Raw genomic sequence first — 19,883 nt, 5'->3', positions numbered from 1 at the left:
CCAACCCGGGAGTGATGGGATGAGCGGGATTTCTCCGATGCCGAGCCTGCCGCAGGGCGGGATCGTCGGCCTCGACGCGACGCGGATGATGGCGGCGATCCACGACCGGCACATCTCCTGCCGGGAGGTGATGGAGGCTCATCTCGATCGCATCGCGCTGGTGAACGGGCGAGTGAACGCCATCGTGTCTCTGCGTGACCGGGACGACCTTCTCGCCGAGGCCGACGCGGCCGATGCCGACCTTCGACGCGGGCTATGGCGCGGGCCGATGCATGGATTGCCCCACGCGGTGAAGGACTTGGCGCCGACGCGCGGGCTTCGCACCACGTTCGGCTCGCCAATCTTCGCGGAATATGTTCCGAAGGAGGATGCGCTGTTCGTCGAACGACTGCGCGCGGCGGGGGCGATCCTCATCGGCAAGACGAATGTCTCCGAGTTTGGCCTTGGCTCGCATAGCTACAACCCCGTCTGGGGGACCACGCTCAACGCCTATGATCCCGCTTTGAGTGCCGGCGGAAGCTCGGGCGGCGGCGCCGTCGCGACGGCCCTGCGCATGGTGCCCATGGCCGATGGCAGCGACTTTGCCGGCTCCCTGCGCAACCCTGCCGGCTGGAACGGCATCTTCGGGTTCCGGCCCTCCCAGGGCAGGGTCCCATCGCTGCCGGGCCCGGAGGGCTATCTTCAGCAGCTCGCCACGGACGGTCCCATGGCGCGGACCGTCGCCGATCTGGCCCTCCTCCTATCGGTCATGAGCGGGCCCGATGCCCGTGCACCCCTCTCCCTGGCGGAGCCGGGCCTCCCTGCCGAGTTGCCGCCAGGCGGAGCGGATCCCGCCCGCATCGGCTGGCTCGGCGATTTCATCAGTGCTCTTCCCCTGGAAGACGGTATCCTGCCCCTATCCCAAGCCGGCCTCTCCGCCCTCGAAGCCTCGGGATGCCGCATCGAGGAGACCCGTCTCGGGATCAGCCGGGACGAGATCTGGGCATGCTGGCTGGTCTGGCGCCATGTCCTGGTCGGCAGCCGCTACCGGCCGCTCTATGACGATCCGATCAAACGCGAGCAGATGAAGCCGGAACTGATCTGGGAGATCGAGGGCAGCCTCCGCCTTTCGGCCGACGATCTCTATCGAGCGTCGGTGACGCGGACGCGCCTCTACCAGCGCTTCCTCGCCCTCTTCGCCGATTTCGATGCGCTGGCCCTGCCGAGCGCTCAGGTTTTTCCCTTTGCTCAGGCCAAGCCCTGGCCCGCGACCATCGCCGGCACGGCCATGGACACGTATCATCGCTGGATGGAAGTGGTGGTACCAGCGACCTTGTCCGGATGCCCCACGATCTGCATCCCGTTAGGTCCATGGGCACCGGACGGACGATCATCGGGGCTGCAGCTCATCGGAAGGCCGGGACAAGACAGGGCGCTGCTCCGCATAGCCGCTGCGTTCGAGGAAGTGAGCCGGCCATCAGAGCGCCTTCCCCCATGAGGAGATAGGCCTACCCGGCAGACTAAGACCCACAACTATCAACACCCCGGCACGACGCCCCTGTTTGCCGTCCTCAACGTCATGGTCGGCATAGAGATCGGCGTTAAAAGCATGGCCCTATGAGAAGCGCCGTCAAGTCTCTGACATTTCAACAAGATTTGAGATTTTGGCAGGATCGTCATCGGCGCCGGTCGCAACCCCACATCGTGGGGAGATTGGCTCAATTAGCCATGATCCGGGAAGAATTAGGGTAGGGTCATGCTTCGACGCTGATCCACACCCTGAAAGATAGCGCGAACAGAATCAGGATTGATATCCAGACTCAATGGGCCGGCCACATCGAAGCCTGCCCGCGCGGCCGGGCGGCGGCGGGCGTCCGCCGAAGCGCAGGGAGACAGATCTAAGGTTGGGGCTGTGCGAGACATCGTATGCGCGACCGGATATGGCGAGCAGGCCCAACAGCCGATACACCATCGCGACAACTTCAGTCGCGGAGAAGTAGCTCGCTTAACTTCTGCTTCGGGGCATCGATTCGTGGAGCCCGAACGGCTGGGTTCGGTCGACAGCGGAGCGCCCGATTCTGAGCGTGCGGCCAACGTCCGCATCTGGCAAAAAGGGCACACTACCGAACGGCTTAGTTGGGTGGCAATCGGACCTTGGCCCTCCGGCCCGAAGCGGACGATCCGCCTCCACCCCTGCCCCCTTTGAACAGCCCGATCAGGATTACGCGCGTTCGATGACGACACTCCTCACCGTCCTGAAAACTGGCGGTCGCTACGACGCGGCCTGGGTCGAGCGCTTGGCACGAGGCGTTCGCCGCCACGCTCCGTCTTTCGACCGCATCCTCTGCCTCACCGACCTTCCCCTCGTGGTGGCCGGTGTAGAGCGGGTGCCGCTGCGGCACGACTGGCCAGCCTGGTGGGCGAAGATGGAAGCGTTCCGCCCAGGCCTTACACGAGGGCCGACGCTGCTCTGCGACCTTGATACCGTCTTCACCGGTCCGGCAGACGCTCTGGCCGAGCCGGGCCTCGCCGCGATGGAGGATTACTTCCACAAGGGACGGCTCTCCAGTGCCCTGCTACGCTGGGACGGCGGCGAGTTGGGTTTTCTCTACACGACCTTCGCGGCCGAGCCCGCGTGGTGGATGACGCCGGGCGCCTGCGGTTCCGTCCCGAACGCGGTACATGGCGATCAGGTCGTCATCGACCACCTCGTACGTCGGGAGGGCCTGCACCTGGACTTCCTCCAGCGCCTTTACCCGAATCTTCTTGATTTCTACGATCCGCGCCGGTCCGATCACGGCCCTGTCGTCATTTTCATTGGGGATGCGAAGCCGGACACTGCAACAGGTCCGGTCCGGGCAGCGTGGGCGGAGACATAACTGAATGCGGAAACGGTCCTGCCATCATCCCCGTCTCCCGTTGTGCCGCGTCTGCTTTCAATAAACCTCCGTCTTAGTGTCTCTCACAAAACTCCCGCTGCGCCGTCGTGCTTCGAGGAGACCCGACCGTGGCCGGGAGTTTTATGAGGCACTCTTAATGCGGATTGGCAAAAATCCACCGAAGCCCTTCGTCTGGCACTGCATCACCAAGACCCTGGGAGCGGACGTTCCCAGGGTCCGCAATGGATTGTCATCCGCCCGTCGGCGCACGAAGGGGCTCTGAAAAATGCGCCCCCCGAACGTGAAGGCGTTCCTCGGCTTCCTCGGCGAGATCTTTCGGACCCCGGCACCGTGAGATGTGACGGTCGCGGCCCACGCTTGCCGCAGGCCCCAGCCTTCTAAGGCTGAGGATGTCTGAACCGGACGGGAGAAGCGTCCTCGCGTCAGCATGGATCAGTTCGGGATGAGTTCGCGCGCCGGGCCACCGGTCTCCTGACCACGCGCCTGGGCGTAATCGGGGAGGGCCGGGTTCTTGGCGTTGCCGCTGTCGGTGTCCATACGTCCGAGCCAGTATGGGGAGCCGGCGGGCGCCGAGAGAGGCTCGTTGAGGACCGAGTGGGTCTCGGTGTGCTGGACGGTACGGGCTTCCGAGGCACCCGTCAGAACGGCGAGCGTACAAGCAGACGCGAGGAGCAGGCCCAAGAAGTTCTTGAGGGAGTTCATATCATGTCTCCAGTTTTCCTGCCCCGATCGACAATGTCTGGCAGCGATAACCGGACAGACGCCAGCTTCCTTTGGTTATTCCCAACCTCGCAAAATCTTTTTCTTGCCGTTTCGCGGTACACCCTTGTGACGGACCCTCTCGAAGGCCCGCCCAAAAAGATCTTGGGGTGCTGGAATAATCCGGAATTGGCAGCGTCCATGCCTACGTTGCCAGCCCCGGAGCATTTCCGGTCCGGCCGGCGCGAAGGCACAGGAGCCCCGCCCATGCCAGGAGACCGGACATGACGGACATGATGCGCCTCATCGAGCCGCTGATCCCGGCGCTCCGCCGCTATGCGCGGGCCCTCCTGCGCAATCCCGCCGATGCCGACGATCTCGTGCAGGACTGTCTGGAAAAGGCGGTCGGCCGCTGGCACCAACGCCAGGCCGACGGCGATACCCGGACCTGGCTGTTCGCCATCGTCCACAACCTCGCCGTGACGCAGATGCGCCAGCGCGCCCGCCGCGGGGCTCACATGGCGATCGAGGACACGGCGGAAGCCAACCTCGCCGTGGCGCCGACGCAGGAGAGCGGCCTGCGCCACCGGGACCTGATGACCGCCCTGGAGGCGCTGCCGGAGGAGCAGCGCAGCGTCCTCCTGCTCGTGACGGTGGAAGGGCTGTCCTACGCCGAGACGGCGCAGGTTCTCGCCATCCCGACCGGAACGGTGATGTCCCGCCTGTCTCGGGCGCGGGACCGGATGATCCAGTTGATGGACGGCGCCGAGGCGGCCGTTCCTGCCAAGCGCCCGCTCCTGCGGAGGGTAAAATGACCACGCGTCCGATCGGCGAAGACGACCTTCAGGGTCTCGTGGACGAGCGCCTCGATGCCACGCGGCGCAGCGAGGTCGAAGCCTATCTCGGCGACCACCCGGATGCCCGGGCGCGGGTCGCGCGCATGGTCGCCTTGCGCGAGGAGATGCGGGCTGCCTTCGCGCCCATCGCGGCTGAGCCGGTGCCGGCCCAGCTCAACCTGTCGCGGATCGTCGAGTCGCGCCGTCGCCCAGCTCGTCCCCCCTGGCAGGCGATGGCGGCCGGACTGCTGCTCCTCGTGGGCGGCGCCGGAGGGTGGGGCCTGCGCGAGGTGGTCTCGCCCGTACCGACCGGCATCGAGGCGCTCGCTCAGGAGGCGAGCACGAACTATGCGGTCTATGCCCCCGATCATACCCGCCCCGTCGAGCTCGTCGCCGCAAACCGCGATGAGCTTGCCGGCTGGTTCTCCAACAGGCTGAAGCGGCCCGTAGGCGTGCCGGACCTGAGCGGTTCCGGCTACCGCCTCATGGGCGGGCGCCTCGTCGCCACGCCGCAGGGGCCCGCCGGCATGCTGATGTACGACGACGGACACGCCACCCGCTTCGTCATGCTGATGCGGCCGATGGCCCAGCCCGGTGACGCGCCGATGCGTGCGCATACCTCGGAGGCTTCGAACGGCTACGCCTGGGCCCAGGATGGGCTGGGCTACAGCCTCGTGGGTGCCGTCGACCCGACCGTCCTGCATCCGCTGGCCAACGAGATCCGTCGCGCCACCGCGAAAGCCATCTGAAAGTCCGCCATGTCCCTCCTGAACGATCTCACAGGCGCCAGTCCCGGCTTGGGCCCGCGCGCCGTCCTCCTCCGGCTTGGCGCCATCGGAGCCCTGGTCGCCGGCACTGCGGGGACCTTTGCGTATGCCGGAGGCTGGCTCTCGCCGGGGGACCTCACCCAGGCTCGGATCGTCGACCGCTTCGAGCAGGTCAACGGCCCCCATCCGGGATTCCGGCGCAATCACGCCAAGGGGCTCTGCCTCGCCGGGCGCTTCGAGAGCAGCGGCGGGGGCGTACGCCTGTCGGAGGCCGCGCTGTTTGCCGCAGGACAGGTCACCCCCGTCACCGGGCGCATCGCGCTCGCAGGCGGACAGCCCTACGCGGCGGATGCGGCGGCGACGGTGCGCAGCCTCGCGCTTCGCTTTCATCTTCCCCACGGCGAGGAATGGCGCACCGGCAACAACGACATCCCGGTCTTCCCGGTGCGGACACCGGAGGCGTTCTACGCGCAGCTCCTCGCCGCCAAGCCCGATCCGGCCACGGGCAAGCCCGATCCCGAGGCGCTGAAAGCGTTCTTCGCCGCGCACCCCGAAAGCGCGGAGGCGGCGGCCCTGATCAAGGCGCGGACGATCACGTCCGGATTCGCCGATGACACCTTCCGGAGCCTGAACGCCTTCCGCTTCGTCGCCGCGAACGGTACCGAAACGCTCGTGCGCTGGGCCTTCGTGCCGGCGCAGGCGGCCACAGCAGAGAGCCCCGCTCAGGCAGCGCGCACAGACAAGAATTTCCTGTTCGAGGATTTCGCGGCCGCAATCCGCCGGGGTCCCGTGCGCTGGCACCTCGTGGTCACCGTCGGCTCGCCCGGCGACGCCAGCGCGGACGCGACCCTTCCCTGGCCGTCCGAACGCGCGAGCGTCGACGTCGGCACAGTGGTCGTCACCGCGACGGAGGCGGAAGCGAACGGCAATTGTCGCGACGTGAACTTCGACCCCCTCGTTCTGCCCGCCGGCATCGTGGGATCGGACGATCCGCTGCTCAGCGCCCGCTCGGCAGCCTATTCGCAATCCTTCACCCGCCGCGTTGGTGAATCGAAGGCGCCGAGCGCCGTCCACGACACCCCTGTCTCAGGAGCCGGATTGTGAGCGACCCAGCGCACTTCAACCTGCCGGCGCGAGCGTTGCACTGGACCATGGCGGCGATGGTCCTGGCCATGCTGTTCATCGGCGTGGCGATGGTGACTTCGGTGGCCCACTATCACGCCCTCGTCGCGCTGCACCGGCCCCTCGGCATCGGCATCCTGGTCCTGGCGGTGCTGCGCCTGATCAACCGCTGGCGCAGTCCACCGCCTGAATTGCCGCCGGACCTTCCAGGCTGGCAGCGCAAGGCGGCCCATGCCTCGCACATCCTGCTCTACGGACTCATGCTCGCGCTGCCGCTGGTCGGATGGGCGATGCTGTCGGCGGCCGGCTATCCCATTGGCCTCGCCGGCTCCGTGGTGCTGCCGCCGATCCTGCCACGCGATCCCGCCCTCTACGCGTGGCTGCGTCCGCTTCACACGGTCCTGGCCTACACCCTGTTCGGCATCATCCTCGCCCATCTCGGTGCCGCCCTGATGCACGGGCTCATCCGCCGGGATGGCGTCCTGGGCAGCATGGCCCTGCGTCTAACGGCATCCCAGTCGCGATGATGTAAATCAAAGGAAGGCAAGGCCGAATGGACGGTAGCGACAAAGGCCGCGTGCTGATCGCCGGGGGCGGCATCGCAGGGCTTGCCACGCGACGGGCGCTCCAGCGGCGCGGCATCCCCTCACTCACCCTGGAGCGGCGTTCAGAAGCGGCGGATGGAGGCCTCGCCATCAACCTGCCGGGGAACGCGGTCCAGGCCCTCGGGCAACTTGGCTTGGCTGAATCCCTCCGCCAGGTTGGTTCGCCCGTTCGCCGGCGCGAGTACCGCACCGAACGCGGACGCCTCCTCTTCGCCGTCGACGAAGCAGCGTTCTGGGGCGAAGAGGCACGGCCACGTTGTCTTCGACGCGCCGATCTCCTGCGCCTGCTGACGCTGGACCTCCCCTCAAGCGACATCCGGCCGGAAAGCGAGGTCGCCGCCCTCCGGCAGGGACCGCAGGGCGTTACCGTCGAATGCACGGATGGCGCGGTCGAGACCGGAAGGCTGCTCGTCGGTGCGGATGGGGTGCACTCGCGGGTCCGAGGTGGCGTGTTCGGCGAACGCGCGCTCGGCGCGGCGATGCTGGCCTCGGCGAGTTGGCGCTTCATGGCGCCGAACCCCGGTATCGACGCCTGGACGCTCTGGGCGGGATCGGGGGGATTGTTCCTGCTCATCCCCGTCGACCGTGGCGAGGTCTACGGCTGGGTCTCACTCGGCAAGGCTGCGGAACAGGGACGGGATCTGGCCGCCTTCCGCAGCGTGTTCGCCTCATTCCCACGTCTCGTCCGCGAGACCCTCGATTCGGTTCTAGTTCAGCCGGGCGCCCTCCATCACTCGCCGCTCGAGGAGGTCCGGATCCCGAGTTGGACCCAGGACCGCGTGGTGCTGGTGGGAGACGCCGCGCATGCGACGGCACCGGTCTGGGCCCAGGGCGCCGCCCTTGCCCTTGAGGATGCGGTGGTGCTGGCCGCGCTGCTGGCCGAACGAGCCGACTGGAGCACGGTCGGCACGGATTACGAAGCGTTGCGGCGGCCGCGCGTGGCCCATGTGCAAGCCATGACCGATCGCCTGTCGCGCACCGCACAGATGCCGGGCTGGGCGAGGAACCTCTTGCTTCCGTTCATCGGTCCACGCAGCTACCGCGACACCTACGCTCCCCTGCGCGTACCGGTCTCAGCCTGAGCATTGGAACATGCCAGTCTCGACCTGACGACCCGACGGCTGGACTGGGATTGCCCCGGTTTGGTGGACCCTGAGAACGCTTTCGCGTGAGGTGTTTGTCCAAATGCCGAAGAGCGGCCCGCCATAACCCAATCGCGTTCCGCCGACAGATGGTCGAGTTGGCCCGCGCCGGCGGTGATCCGAACGATATGCCTCGCGGGTTCGAGCCCTCCGCGCAGGTCCTTCGCAACGGGGTGGCCGCGGCGGATTGCACGATGGCACGACGCTGGGCTTCTGTTCGATTCGTCGTACCGAGCGAGATCCATTTCTGGCCGCTACGTCCCCCTGGAACCAAATCGCGCAGCTCCGTTGGAACCCACCCACGGAATGCAGAACCGCCGTTTGAGCGACGAACGAGCCGGGTTTCCAGGACTATTTGACGAACACCGACTGTAGCAGCAACCTGTATTACAGATAACAACTAAGCCTCTGATCGTCGAGCCTCATTGCGCTTACAATTACTTAGGAAGGCACTGGCGCAAGGGGTGTCCGCCTTAGTGGACTGATAATACATAGCTATTTTGATTTATGCAGACTGTGCCCATGCATTTGCCCAAGCGGATTTCTTCACGTTTGCACTCCTGCTGAGGAACGATCTGCTCCTGCTGCAGGGCGAAGGCGAGCTGTTCGTTCGTGAAGCACTTGCGAGGCATGGCATCCACCCTCCTTCAGGGTTCAGGATGCCCGAAAAACTCGCGCTCAGAGCGGACCAGTTTGCTGGGTCAGGGTCAGTCCGGCCTGAGATCGTGAAGGACGCCACCGACGAGTATTTCACCGCGCAGGACACCTCCAGCCAGTGGCTAGAGATGCGCTGCATCGTCGATCGGGGGAACCCGTACCGGGAAGCCACCACGAAGGAGCTGTCCGATTCCTGGTCGAAGTACGCCATTGGAAACAACGAGGCGGTCGGCTCGCTGAAGGCCTTCTCGGAGAGCTTCGAGAAGCGTGGCTTCAAGAAGCTACTGAACGTTCCTACTGGGTTAGGGACACGGGCGCGCGACTTCGCGGGTGTCGAGGTGCACCCGGACCACAGCGTTGGTGGTTCAGGTGGTGACGATGCGGATTGATGCGCATCATTGTGGTCGGTGTCTTGGTCTTACGACCAAGCACCTGTCCACCCGACGAGTTCATACTATGCCGGCCTTAGACCAATCAGCTTCCGGCCCATGTTGTATAGGCGCTTGTCGTCTTCGTGGGCGCATCGCGAGAAGTTCGACAGCTTATGGTCGTCTCTTTGACCCATCCGATATGCGTCAATAGCGGATGAAATGTACTTGGGGTCGCCCTTAGCGAAAGCCTCTTTGAGTTCGTCGCGACCCTTCACATCTTCGCCTTGGTTCAGGCTCCAATCCAAGTCGTCTTTAACTGATTTCCAGTTTGCCGACATTATTTCCTCCCTGATCCCATGCGGGACAAGAAGGAGGATACGCCCCTTTTGATCTTCGTCGAGCAAATCCGCATCGGCGGCCGGGTACGGAGCTCCGAGGGGATCGAGCCTAGGCCATCCCCATCTTATCGCTGTTGATGGTCGCCGATCCGCAACGATACCGACGCCGCGGATCTGGTGGCGGGAAAGCCTCCTCAGGAGAACGAACCGAAGCTTTCAAAGACCGACGGAGACACAGCTCTGGCATATGGGGTCCGGGGTGCGGGCGCAGCATTATCCGCCACACTCTCAGTAGCCGGTTCGCCAAGGCCAATATTGTTCAGAGATTCGGCACCGCTATCCATCACCTGCCCGGTCGAAGGCAAGGAAAGACGATCACGTTCAATGTGATTGTACATTTGTCAGGCCCATCTGGACGCGGTGAATTGGGAGAGGTGAGCTTAGAATGCGCTGCGAGCGAGCGTGTTCCGACTGGTATGCCTATGGTCTGGTGTCGCACCGGCACACGCTCAAGCTCCGATCTACTGGCCGCTGAGGGATGGCCCGCCGGACGTCCCACCGGTGCCGGGCGGGCTGCTGGTGCGCGTGCCGCCGATGTTCACATCGGGCGTGCTGCCGGGGACGGAAGCCGCGCTTGGATTGCCCGGAATGGCATCGGCAGGGCGGCCGCTCGGGCCACTCGCCCTCGGGACCGGACCCGGCTCCATGGATGGCGTCATGACGCCGGTGTTGGCGGCGCCACCAGTGGGAGCCAATTGCTCGGCGAGGGCCGGTACGGTCAGCATCATCGCCAGCGTGGCCGTGAGAGCAAGCTTCATGAGTGTCATGGGTCCGTCTGTCCTGCTGAGGTCGGTCGGCAACTGATGGGAGACCTATAAGTTCAGGGCGTTGGGGTGGGGTGGGCCATCTCAGGCCCGGCAATGATGCGGATCTTCCCTACTGCACGCACATGCACGCCCGCGCGCGGACGCGTGTGAAGGCTTTACGGCCAGCTCGCATCAATCCGCATCATCCTTGCGGGGGGTGGCCAGTAGCACCTCGTACGAGCCGTTATTTCGATGGGTGACCGATGCTTGACCATGGCGAGATCAATGGCCGGCGGCATTCGGATCGGCTGAGGGCGGACGAAAGGGCTGAAGCCTCAGTCCCCCAGAGGGGCGGGTGGTTCTAAAGGGGCTGGGAAGGCTACGCGACGCCTCGACCCGAGCGTAGCAAGAATCCGGGACGGCTTGAGGAGTGCTTTTGAACGCCTGCTAATTCCGAATAGCGGGCAGTGCGGAAACATCATCCGCTCTGAATGGTGAATTGAGTTCGCGGTGTCGGCAGCTTAGCATATCGCCATTGCAACCTACCCACGGCGGCACCCACGGTAGCCGACCAGATCATGGCCCGATGCGGCTCCACCGATCAGGCCGCAGCGAGCCCCAATCTACCTTGATGGAAGACGACAGGATGGTGGCGTATCGATAACGCATGACGGCGGCGCCTCGCGGTAGATCCTGACCAGCGGCGGCTCCTCACCATTCTCAATGGCGTACAGACGTTCTTCCTCGACGTAGGACCAGCTTTTCTCGTCCGAGTGCTCTGCTTCGAGGAACACGCCTGATCGGCAGCCCCAGCCATGAGCCCGCGCTATCTGCGCCTGCTCGTAGCTCACCGAGTAATACCCGAACTCATGAGCTTCCCGATCGCGGCACCGGATCTTGCCGTCGTCGGTGACGATGTCGCCTGGCTTGGCGCCGGCCGGAATGTCGATGGTCATTGGATCGCTCCAGGAGCGGGATGGGGGACCGTTTCGATCGCGGCCTTGATCAGATCACGGAGAAGGTCCGGTGCCAACTCCGGGTCGTCCTGTGGGATCTCGGCCTCTCTGGAGGCTGAGGTGAGGCGCGTCACGATCTCAGCGACGCGGGCTTCGATGTCTCCAGAAGAGGAAGGATCGCTCCGGACATTCTCGCTGATCCAATCGCGAACGAAATTCGATGGATTCTCGGCCATGGCGTCCTCTGCATCCGACCCGTGATCAGATCGGGGCGGCGGGGATGCGAACTCGACGCTGATCAAGGGGAAGCGAAGCCCCGCTTTCATTCGCATTCGCTAATTTCGCCGCGGTTATAGCGGCTTCGCGTTCCAGCCTCGCAGCTTCGAGATCCAGTCGGATGTCTTCGAGTTCTGCAGGTCCAATCATCGCAGCGCACTCCCAAGACGATTGCAACGCAGCACGATAAAGAGAGGTTGGCAGCCAGCTGTTCCCCCACCTGTCGCGTCGGTACGAAATCGGACGGCGCTCTCCCGGTTCGAGCGGACGCGGTACTTTCGGGATGTGCCGGGCCGGCTGAAGGGGGCCGTGCCAATTTGGGCGGCGAAGCGTTAAGCGACTGGGAAGCTGGCCTACCTTTTTCCGGGCACCGCCAGGAAGTCGATCATGAGCACCGAACGCACCGAGGGCTACATCGAAGCTTTGGCCGGCATGAGGGCGACGATCCAGTATCCGATCCGCGAGCCCCACATCACGAACGACGGCAAGCTCGAACTCCTCGATCTGTTGTCAACGTTGGACGACATGCTCAAGGGCAACCAGCCGCGCCGGAACCACTGAAGCGGCAGCTTCTAGCCAAAGCCACCCGCACCTCATGCGGATCGAATTCAGGCCGTAAGTCGCTTTTCGTCCTGAGCAGCGAATTCCTCGGTAATCGTCATTGAGATCTTCGACAGCCACGCTTCTGCGGTGCGAGCCCGCTCTTCCGCTTCCCTGATGCGGGCATCCGCGGCTTTCAGCAGCGCATCGGACCGGGTTTGAATGTCCTGGGCATGGCTCTCAGCCTCCCTGACGCGATTATGCGCGGCCGTCATATCCTCACGAACCCGGTCCAAAAGTTCACGAACGCGGATTTCCTGCTCCTGAGCTTCTGTCTCAGCCTCCCTCACGCGATGCGCCGCGTTCCTGACCCTATCAATCAGGTCCGACCAATCCTGCGGAGTCGAGTGATGATTGGAGGGAAAGTCGGCGGTCTGTCGGTCGCTCGGACCGATGACACGCAGGATGCCAGCCAGTGAAGGCGTGGGCGTTTGCTTCGCGTCAGATGCCTGCCGCTCAGCTTCGAAATCCTTGGTGAGATCACGCATGATCTTTTCGATCTGATCCACCGTATGATTCCTCACAATGACCCTAAGAACATCTTCTCGGCTTCTCGCGTGCCGAACCAGGAGCACTCCCTAATTTTCCGCAGCCGTCAAGCGAGATTAAAGTTGACTAATTATACTCTGGAAGAACCGACTGGTCGGTGTTGCTCATATATCTCTCGGTATCAGAGGCGCCACTTCCCCGCGCTGCTCGCGTGTGGCTGCTCAACCCTCGTAGAGTAGGTTGGACTGCCCGCCCAACCTAGCCGGCGCAGCGGTGCGCAGCTTGCGCGCGCCACCTGTCACGGTCGCGCTCCACCATGGCAAGCCGGCCCTGTAGCCGCTCCACCTCGGCGTGAAGCTCGCCCGCATCCACGGCCAGCTCGACGCACTGGTCCTGGACCTCCGCGAGTTGGGCACGCAATTCGACATTCTCGGTCGCTAATGCGAGCAGGAGCAGGGTATCAGAAACGGTGGGCCTCCTCGGGGCGGGGATCGGATGCCGATGCGGCCCTTTGAGCCTACGAATAGCGAACGGGCAACTGACGATATCGTCGCGATCGGATGCGTATTTGGACGGCCACAAGCGGGAGCGGACGTCTACGATCAATATAATACAAGTATTATCAGCGCTTTTGCTCAAGAAATATATGATTTGAGCGGGGGTCGAATGACCTTGCGCCAGTATCAACGATTGCGGGGCCGGATGTCCTGAGGGCGAAGCGATCCGTCCAACAACGAAAACCCTGGCTCCGCTGCCCCGCGCGCGTCGTGCGTCATGAACCCGTCAAGCTGTGGGTGGTCGCACCTCTCCCAATCCTACGAAGCCACCTCGATCCGGAAGCCCAAACCACCCCGCCAGCGCTCTGCCGTATCGAACGGCAAGCGGTTCCTCGGCCGTGTCGATGGCCGCACGGACGTTGGCCGCCGTTTCGCCGACATCATCGCGGACCTCGAGGCCGAGCGCGGCGGTACGGACGTCCTCGGCGTCGTGGAGCGCTAGGCGGTGCGGGCCTTCGCCATGCTGAGCGTCCAGCGAGATCTGATCGAGGCCGAGATGGCTGCGGGCAATGCCGTGATCCGGTTGACCAACCGCATCGGCATCACCGTGACGCCAGCCGGCTTCAAGACGGTGCGCGGTGCGCGGTGCGACCCTGGCGGCGGTGGTCTGCGACCAGATCGCGTTCTGGCACATCGAGGACGCGGCCTACCCGGACAAGGAGATCCTTCGCTGCATACCAGCAGCCGCAAAGCCTCACGGACGCTCTCGGCTATGCCTCAGCGATAGGCCAGACGAACGATCCCAACGTCGTGGCTCATTCCGTTGCCTCGGTTCCGCACGGCGACGAAGCCCCCCCGGATCAGGATCGGATCGAGCGGTGTTTTGAAGGGCCGTCCGCTCGGTACTCACGTCTTCGGGCCATCGTACGCAGAAAGGTCGGGCGCCCTCGGAGGACGCGAGAAGAGCGTTCCGAAAACGCGGCGGACGAAACGGGTGCTGGCGACGCGCAGGGCGCCATGGAGCAGTCGGATACCGAGGCGGGTCTTCGGGTTCGCCAGCTTCGGAGCGATCTTTGGCACGCCTTGGCCCTGTTCGACCATCGGCCGCATCGCCCGCTCGTAGGCGGCAAAGCCCGCCCGGACATCCCGGTTTCGCGAGAGTTCCTGGGCGAGGACGAAGGCGCCGGTGATGGCCAGGGTGGTGCCGATGCCCGCGAGCGGCGTGGCGCACCAGGCCGCGTCGCCCGTGAGCCCGACGCGGCCTTTCGACCAGCGCGGCATCCGCACCTGCCGCAGGACGTCGAAGTAGAAATCCTCGGTCGAGTCCATCCCCGCGAGGACGCGTCGCGCCTGCCAGCCGGCATCGACGAACCGCTCGCGCAGGAAGGCCTTCTGCCTGTCGACGTCCCAGTCCTGCTCGCCGGCAGGAGGCTGCCGGACGGAGATCATCGCCCTGGTGGTCCCTTTCCGGTCGGGGCGAAGCGACACGCTCCGGCCGCCGGTCGCATTGTACCAACGCCAGAGCCGATCATCGTCGGCGACCTGTGGAATGGTGAAGTAGGCGATGGTCAGGCCCATCCAGCGCGGGTCGTTCTCCCCGGGAAAAGCGAGTTCGCGCGTCGTCGAGCCTACGCCCTCGGCGACCACGACGGCGTCGTACCGCTCGGTGAGGCCACTCGCGAACGTGACGGCCGCGGCGTCACCATCCTCTTGGATGTGCTCGACCCTGTCGCCGAAACGGAAATTCGCGCTGTCGCGCGCCGCCTCGTAGAGGAGACGCGCCAGGTCACCACGCAGGATCTCCATCTCCGCGGTCGGCCCGTCAACGCCGAGCTCGTCCGTCATGAACCTCGCGACGACCCGGCCGTCTCCGTCGACCCACGCCGTTCCGGTTTCGCCCGTGCCCTGTTCGAGGGCGCGCTCATCCAGTCCCATCCGGCGCAAAACCTCGCGGCCGACGCCACGCACGTCGATGTTCTGCCCCCCGTCCCGGAACGCGGGCGACCGCTCCACCACCGTGACCTCGTGTCCGAGATGGGCAAGCCACCATGCGAGGGTGGAGCCGGCAACGCTGGCGCCGGTGACGAGAATGCGATGAGCCATGATTCCTTTCCGCAACGGGAGCGAGGATCGGGACGTATCCGGGAGCAGCCGCAATCACATCGACATCTATGGACCGAGCATCGCTGTGGGAGGTTGAAGCCGAGCCGTTTGAGCAACGTCCAGACGATTTTTCGGTAGGCCGGTGCGAAACCCGTCGGGCATGCTCGCACTCCGTTCGCATCGTACCCCAGGGGATCATCGAGGGCAGCGAAAACATGCCGATACGACTGCGTGCGGGCGAGCCAGCGCGACGTCCGATCCCTAATCCCGCGTACCGGGTGCCGAGGTTTCGTCAGGCGCCCGATGGACGACACAGTAATGGAATGCTCCTACGCCGGCAGCTTGGCGATGACCTCATCGAAGCCCTCAGTCGTGAGTGCCCCTTCGTAACGGGCGTCGTTCACGAACAAGGTCGGGGTGGCATGGACGCCGAGCTCCTCCGTCGCGCGGGCCTGCACGCGGTTCACGTGGTCGTAGAGCGCCTGGTCGGCGAGGATGGCGCCGAACCGCGCCCGGTCGAACCCGGCCTGACGCAGCAGGTCGCGCATCGCATCGAGGGGCTTCGGCACGAAGGCCCACGTGGCCTGCCTCTCGAACAACAGGTCGGTGATCGCATAGTAGTTCCGTCCGCCATCGGCCCGGGCGAGCATGAAGGCGGCCGTGTCGAGCGGGTTCAGGGGGAGTCCTCGCAGGGCGAAGCGCACCCGCCCGGTATCGATCCAGCGCGTTCTGATCGCCGGCAAGGTCCTGACGTGGAACGCGGCGCAGTGCGAGCACGTCACCGCGGCGTACTCGATCAGCGTCACCTTGGCATCTGACGCGCCGACCCAGATGTCCCCGAGGGGGCCCGCCATCGACGGATCGCCGGCGGCGGCCGCGAGGGCATCGGAGGGCCAGGTCGCCATCGCCCAGGCGGGGCTGAGGAGGATGGGGCCGGCGAAGAGATGGCGACGGGTGATCCGTCCCGCCGCCGTTCCTTGCGTGAAAATCATGCGACGTCGCCTCGGTCGCGCTCCCACCCGGTCGGATCGACCGGATGGGGCCGTTGGGAACGGGTTCGTTGCCGGTATCATGGGGTCGCCTCGGCCGGGGCCGACGCGACCCTGGGCCTCGTCGGCGAGGTTCCCACGGTGCACCCAACACAGTGGCTGAAAGGTCAGTTCGGCCAGCAGCGGCGGCCGTAGGGCCCGATGTGGAAGCCCGCCGGGCAGGAGGCGCCGCGGACATAGCCGCCACGCTGACCACCGGCTCGGCAACCGCCGTAGGGACCGCGATGGGCGTAGGGGCCGCAGCCGCCGTAGACCTGAATGATCTCGGCGCCATCCGAGCCGGTGGACACGGCGGGCTGGATCAGCGGCGACGCCGCGGCCGGGAATGCCAGTCCGGCCAGGAGGGCGACCGGGGCGAGGATCTTCAGCATCGTGGAATCCTTCTCTGCTCTCGTCCGAGCCGCGATGCCGGAGATGGCCCCGCGACCGATGAGGGCAGGATCGTCCCCGCTTGCCTCCCGGATGTGACGGACCGATGCGTCGACGTAACGTTCTGTAACGGGCCGCCCGGCGTACCCTCCGGTCGTCAAACGATAGCCGGCAGGGTCGCGACGAGGCGGGCACCGCCGAGCGGGGACGCCTCGGCCACGACGGTGCCGTCATGCGCCTCCGCGATCTGCCGCGCGATGGCGAGCCCCAGGCCGTTTCCGCCGGTCTGGCGGTTGCGGGACCGCTCGATCCGGTAGAACGGGCTGAACACGGCCGTCCGCTCCGATGCCGGGATGCCCGGGCCGTCGTCTTCCACGGTGATCCGGCACGACGCGCCGGTCCGGCTCACCGAGACGGCGACGGTCGAGCGGCCGAACTTGACGGCATTCCCGATCAGGTTGGCAACGACCCGACGCAAGGCGACCGCATCCCCGGCGGCGACGGCATCCTGCACGTCCTCGCCGGTCAGGTGGACGTCGATGCCATGCGCGGCCTGCTCGGCCACTTCGACCGCAACGAGGTCGGCGAGGTCCACCGCCGTCCGGCCCACCTCGACCGCGGTGCCCCGGGCGAAGCCGAGGGAGGTGTCGATCAGTGTGGTCATCGCGTCGAGATCCTCGATCAGCCGGTCCCGACGCTTCGGCTCCGATACGCCCTCGGCCCGCAGGCGCAGGCGTGTCAGGTAGGTCTTGAGGTCGTGCGAGATCGCGCCGATCAGCAGCGAGCGTTCGCCGAGGAGGCCGACGATGCGATCCTGCATGTCCCGGACCGCCTGGGCGAGGCGCCGGATTTCCGGGGCGCCCCGCCGAGTGGCGACCGGCTCGGGCGCGCGGCCGTCGAACCGGGTCACCGTCTCGGTGAGGCGCCGCAGCGGGGCGAGTTCGTGGCGGGTTCCGACGAGGACGAGACCGGCCACCGCAGCGCCGAGGACGGCCACCCACAGGCTCAACGGTTGCCCGAGCAGCCACGGCATGAGCGAGCGATGCCTCTTCACGGCCGAGATGACGAGGGTCCGGCCGTCCGGCAGGCGATCGGTCGCCGTCGCGAGGCGGCCGACAGGGAGGTTCCGATCCCGGTCGTTGACGTCCTCTGGATCGACGCCCCGATGCAGCATGGCCGCATCGGTATAGGCCCGCAGCGACCCGTCCGGATCACCGGTCATCCGCCACGGGCCTACCCGGCTCCGCGGGTGGTGGGCATCGACCACTGGGCTTGGCGGCGCGGGCGACGCTACGGCACCATTGTCTGCGGATCTGGAACGCCGTCGCGTTCTGGCCCTGCTGCCGGGCCGCTCTTCCGCTCCGGTCAGGGACTGGCTCGCTGCGCATCCGGGCATTGCCGTCGTCAGCCGGGACCGGGCAGGCCCCTACGCCGAGGCCGCCCGTAGCGGTGCTCCTGCCGCCATCCAGGTCGCCGATCGCTGGCACCTTCTGGTCAACGCCTCGGAAGCGCTTCGGTCCGTCGTCGCGCGCCACCAGACACAGATCGAAGAGGCTGCCGGACTTCGGCCCCCTTCCGGCAGCGTACCACCCGTGCCCGCAGTTGCGCCGCACCTCTCGCAACGGAGCGAGAACCGTCGCAGGCGCTTCGACGACGTCATGCGCCTTCACGCGGAGGGGCTTCCGATCCTGCAGATCGCGCACCGGACCGGACTGGCCCGTAACACCGTGCGCAGCTACCTGCGCGCCGGCACCTTCGTTCCGTATCGCCGTGCGCCGGGACCGAGCCTGCTCGACCGTCATCGTGGCTTTGCCGAAGCACGCTGGCAGGAGGGGCTCCGAAGCAGATCCGCGCTCCACCGAGAACTCCGGGCACGGGGCTTCGGCGGCGGCTACGACATCGTTCGACGCTGGGTTGCGGGACGACGAGAGAGCGGACCGGATCGTCCACCCGTCCGCGCTGTGCCCTCGACGCGCCAGACCACGCGCCTGCTGGCAAGCGATCCGAGCCGGCTCGCCCCCGACGACCGCGCGTTCATCGATGCGCTGTGCGAGGCGGCTCCGGAGGTTCGGATCGCGGCCGGCCACGTGCGAACCTTCGCCGATCTGCTTCAACAGGGTGATCCGGCAGGGCTGGAACCCTGGCTGGACGCGGCACCTGCAGCGGGATTGCACGGCTTCACCTCCGGCCTGCGCCAGGATCTGGATGCCGTACGGGCGGCGATCACCCAGCCCTGGAGCAACGGGCCGGTCGAAGGTCAGGTCAACCGCCTCAAGCTGATCAAGCGGCAGATGTACGGTCGTGTCGGCTTCGACCTCCTGCAGCAGAGAGTGCTCCATGCCGCGTGATCAACTCAGGCGCCGATCCAACTCCATCAATCGGGCCTCCAACACCTCTCAGCACCAAAAGTGCGGATGAACCATGCTTCGACGCTGTTTGACAGGATACCCTCGGGACCGTGAAAGCGAGGTTCTGAATGCGGCTCTGTGTCTCGTCCGGGAACCATGAGTGCCTCCGCCGCGGGATCGGCCCTGGCATTCCGTACCGAACCCTCAGCCCTCACGCCGGCCCTCCGCCCAATTCGGTGACTGGGCGAAGGTCTTTCCGCAACTAGATTCTCGGTCGCGAACTTACCGAACCGTCCTCGTCAGCGGCGGCAGCGACCGCCCGGACCGCGATAGAGGCCGGGCGGGCAACCGCGCGGCGCGCCCGTGATGGCCCGCCGCATGGCGCCGCGCGGCCCGCGGTTCAGGCGGCAGCCCCCGAACGGACCGCGATGGGCGCCGAAGCCGCAACCGGCGCGGACCTGGACGATGGGGGTGCCGACGCCGATGCCGCCGGCCGGCATGGGAAGGGCCTGGGCACCGCCAGCCACGAGCAGCGTCGCGAACCCGCCGACGATGAGACCTGTGAGCTTCATCCTGATTCCTTCGTTCTGGTGGACGCGGCAGACGGGCCGTGCCCTGGGGGAAATCGCTATCCGAACCCCGACCCCGGGCGTTCGGTTCACTTGGCGCGGCAGGGTCGCTCCGCGCGGACGACGCGACCGTCGTGGTCGGCGTCGAGCCGTGCGAACCGCTTGGTGGACGTGGCGTCGATCTCCTCGGCGGTGAGGAAGCCGTCGCCGTCCGCGTCGATGGCCCGGAACCGCCCTGCAGGGTCGTAGGGCCCCCTGCCGGGACGGGCGTCCCACCAGGCCGCCCATTCCGCCCTGCTGACGCGCCCGTCCTGGTCGGCGTCGGCCCGCATGATTCGGGTGCGGTTCCGCGAAAGGAACGTCGCGAGGTCGACGCCCGCGGCTCCCGTACTCTTCGGCGGATCC

General features: G+C 66.0%; 21 protein-coding genes and 1 pseudogene. 10 read left to right on the top strand and 12 right to left on the bottom strand.

Annotation, left to right across the window (positions count from 1 at the left end; translation table 11 throughout):
- Nucleotides 1-19 precede the first annotated feature (19 nt).
- Nucleotides 20-1,477: an amidase gene (locus tag K368_RS0121500; RefSeq protein WP_155935274.1), complete on the top strand. Its 1,458-nt coding sequence runs from the start codon at nt 20-22 to the stop codon at nt 1,475-1,477.
- 736 nt (nt 1,478-2,213) lie between these two features.
- Nucleotides 2,214-2,858 (top strand): hypothetical protein, encoded by a 645-nt coding sequence (locus K368_RS0121495; protein WP_027174146.1) that lies wholly within the window; start codon nt 2,214-2,216, stop codon nt 2,856-2,858.
- A gap of 453 nt (nt 2,859-3,311) precedes the next feature.
- Here the strand turns inward: K368_RS0121495 and K368_RS0121490 are convergent, their stop codons facing one another.
- The gene (locus tag K368_RS0121490) at nt 3,312-3,581 is read right to left on the bottom strand and encodes a hypothetical protein (RefSeq protein WP_051439958.1); all 270 of its coding nucleotides are present in this window, start codon (nt 3,579-3,581) and stop codon (nt 3,312-3,314) included.
- A gap of 281 nt (nt 3,582-3,862) precedes the next feature.
- Between K368_RS0121490 and K368_RS0121485 the strand changes: the two genes are divergently transcribed.
- From K368_RS0121485 to K368_RS27165, 6 genes are all read left to right on the top strand, one after another.
- Nucleotides 3,863-4,393 carry a sigma-70 family RNA polymerase sigma factor gene (locus K368_RS0121485; RefSeq protein ID WP_027174144.1) on the top strand — a complete coding sequence of 177 codons (531 nt, stop codon included), beginning with the start codon at nt 3,863-3,865 and terminating at the stop codon, nt 4,391-4,393.
- Nucleotides 4,390-5,163, top strand: coding sequence for an anti-sigma factor (locus K368_RS0121480; RefSeq protein WP_027174143.1), 774 nt, complete (start codon nt 4,390-4,392; stop codon nt 5,161-5,163). Before K368_RS0121485 ends, K368_RS0121480 begins: the two co-directional genes overlap by 4 nt.
- A gap of 9 nt (nt 5,164-5,172) precedes the next feature.
- On the top strand, nt 5,173-6,285 hold the full coding sequence (locus tag K368_RS0121475) for a catalase family peroxidase (protein ID WP_027174142.1): 1,113 nt from the start codon (nt 5,173-5,175) through the stop codon (nt 6,283-6,285).
- The gene (locus K368_RS0121470; protein ID WP_027174141.1) at nt 6,282-6,830 is read left to right on the top strand and encodes a cytochrome b; all 549 of its coding nucleotides are present in this window, start codon (nt 6,282-6,284) and stop codon (nt 6,828-6,830) included. The genes K368_RS0121475 and K368_RS0121470 overlap by 4 nt, the downstream gene beginning before the upstream one ends.
- Before the next feature lie 26 nt (nt 6,831-6,856).
- Nucleotides 6,857-7,990 carry an FAD-dependent monooxygenase gene (locus tag K368_RS0121465; protein ID WP_027174140.1) on the top strand — a complete coding sequence of 378 codons (1,134 nt, stop codon included), beginning with the start codon at nt 6,857-6,859 and terminating at the stop codon, nt 7,988-7,990.
- Nucleotides 7,991-8,550: 560 nt separating this feature from the next.
- Entirely contained in the window at nt 8,551-9,096 is a 546-nt protein-coding gene (locus tag K368_RS27165) for a hypothetical protein (RefSeq protein ID WP_027174139.1), read from the top strand.
- Between the two features lie 841 nt (nt 9,097-9,937).
- Here K368_RS27165 and K368_RS0121450 read toward each other — a convergent pair.
- The 3 genes from K368_RS0121450 to K368_RS0121440 form a co-directional block, all read right to left on the bottom strand.
- Nucleotides 9,938-10,243 carry a hypothetical protein gene (locus tag K368_RS0121450; protein WP_027174137.1) on the bottom strand — a complete coding sequence of 102 codons (306 nt, stop codon included), beginning with the start codon at nt 10,241-10,243 and terminating at the stop codon, nt 9,938-9,940.
- Nucleotides 10,244-10,845: 602 nt separating this feature from the next.
- Complete coding sequence (locus tag K368_RS0121445; protein ID WP_027174136.1) at nt 10,846-11,178, bottom strand: hypothetical protein; 333 nt, start codon at nt 11,176-11,178, stop codon at nt 10,846-10,848.
- Entirely contained in the window at nt 11,175-11,414 is a 240-nt protein-coding gene (locus K368_RS0121440) for a hypothetical protein (RefSeq protein WP_027174135.1), read from the bottom strand. Before K368_RS0121440 ends, K368_RS0121445 begins: the two co-directional genes overlap by 4 nt.
- Before the next feature lie 427 nt (nt 11,415-11,841).
- Between K368_RS0121440 and K368_RS27160 the strand changes: the two genes are divergently transcribed.
- On the top strand, nt 11,842-12,015 hold the full coding sequence (locus K368_RS27160; protein ID WP_197031048.1) for a hypothetical protein: 174 nt from the start codon (nt 11,842-11,844) through the stop codon (nt 12,013-12,015).
- Between the two features lie 47 nt (nt 12,016-12,062).
- Here the strand turns inward: K368_RS27160 and K368_RS0121430 are convergent, their stop codons facing one another.
- The 6 genes from K368_RS0121430 to K368_RS25275 form a co-directional block, all read right to left on the bottom strand.
- Nucleotides 12,063-12,563, bottom strand: a complete 501-nt coding sequence (locus K368_RS0121430) for a hypothetical protein (RefSeq protein ID WP_027174134.1) — start codon at nt 12,561-12,563, stop codon at nt 12,063-12,065.
- A 763-nt stretch (nt 12,564-13,326) separates the two neighbouring features.
- Complete coding sequence (locus K368_RS26900) at nt 13,327-13,734, bottom strand: hypothetical protein (RefSeq protein ID WP_155935272.1); 408 nt, start codon at nt 13,732-13,734, stop codon at nt 13,327-13,329.
- A 212-nt stretch (nt 13,735-13,946) separates the two neighbouring features.
- Nucleotides 13,947-15,143 (bottom strand): FAD-dependent oxidoreductase, encoded by a 1,197-nt coding sequence (locus tag K368_RS0121410; protein WP_027174131.1) that lies wholly within the window; start codon nt 15,141-15,143, stop codon nt 13,947-13,949.
- 329 nt (nt 15,144-15,472) lie between these two features.
- Nucleotides 15,473-16,135: a thioredoxin domain-containing protein gene (locus K368_RS0121405; RefSeq protein ID WP_036266580.1), complete on the bottom strand. Its 663-nt coding sequence runs from the start codon at nt 16,133-16,135 to the stop codon at nt 15,473-15,475.
- Nucleotides 16,136-16,299: 164 nt separating this feature from the next.
- Nucleotides 16,300-16,563 (bottom strand): hypothetical protein, encoded by a 264-nt coding sequence (locus K368_RS0121400; RefSeq protein WP_027174129.1) that lies wholly within the window; start codon nt 16,561-16,563, stop codon nt 16,300-16,302.
- A gap of 155 nt (nt 16,564-16,718) precedes the next feature.
- A complete protein-coding gene (locus tag K368_RS25275; RefSeq protein WP_081739636.1) occupies nt 16,719-17,783 on the bottom strand; it encodes an ATP-binding protein in 1,065 nt (354 codons plus the stop codon).
- A 21-nt stretch (nt 17,784-17,804) separates the two neighbouring features.
- Between K368_RS25275 and K368_RS26305 the strand changes: the two are divergent.
- A pseudogene (locus K368_RS26305) lies at nt 17,805-18,909 on the top strand (ISL3 family transposase); the annotation flags it as partial.
- 299 nt (nt 18,910-19,208) lie between these two features.
- Here the strand turns inward: K368_RS26305 and K368_RS0121385 are convergent.
- A complete protein-coding gene (locus tag K368_RS0121385) occupies nt 19,209-19,481 on the bottom strand; it encodes a hypothetical protein (RefSeq protein WP_027174128.1) in 273 nt (90 codons plus the stop codon).
- 86 nt (nt 19,482-19,567) lie between these two features.
- Nucleotides 19,568-19,810: a hypothetical protein gene (locus tag K368_RS0121380; protein WP_197031047.1), complete on the bottom strand. Its 243-nt coding sequence runs from the start codon at nt 19,808-19,810 to the stop codon at nt 19,568-19,570.
- Nucleotides 19,811-19,883: the final 73 nt, after the last annotated feature.

This window comes from Methylobacterium sp. 10, assembly GCF_000519085.1.
Classification (GTDB): Bacteria; Pseudomonadota; Alphaproteobacteria; order Rhizobiales; family Beijerinckiaceae; genus Methylobacterium.
Note: the sequence above shows the minus strand (reverse complement) of the source record. Positions and strands in the feature narration are given on the sequence as shown.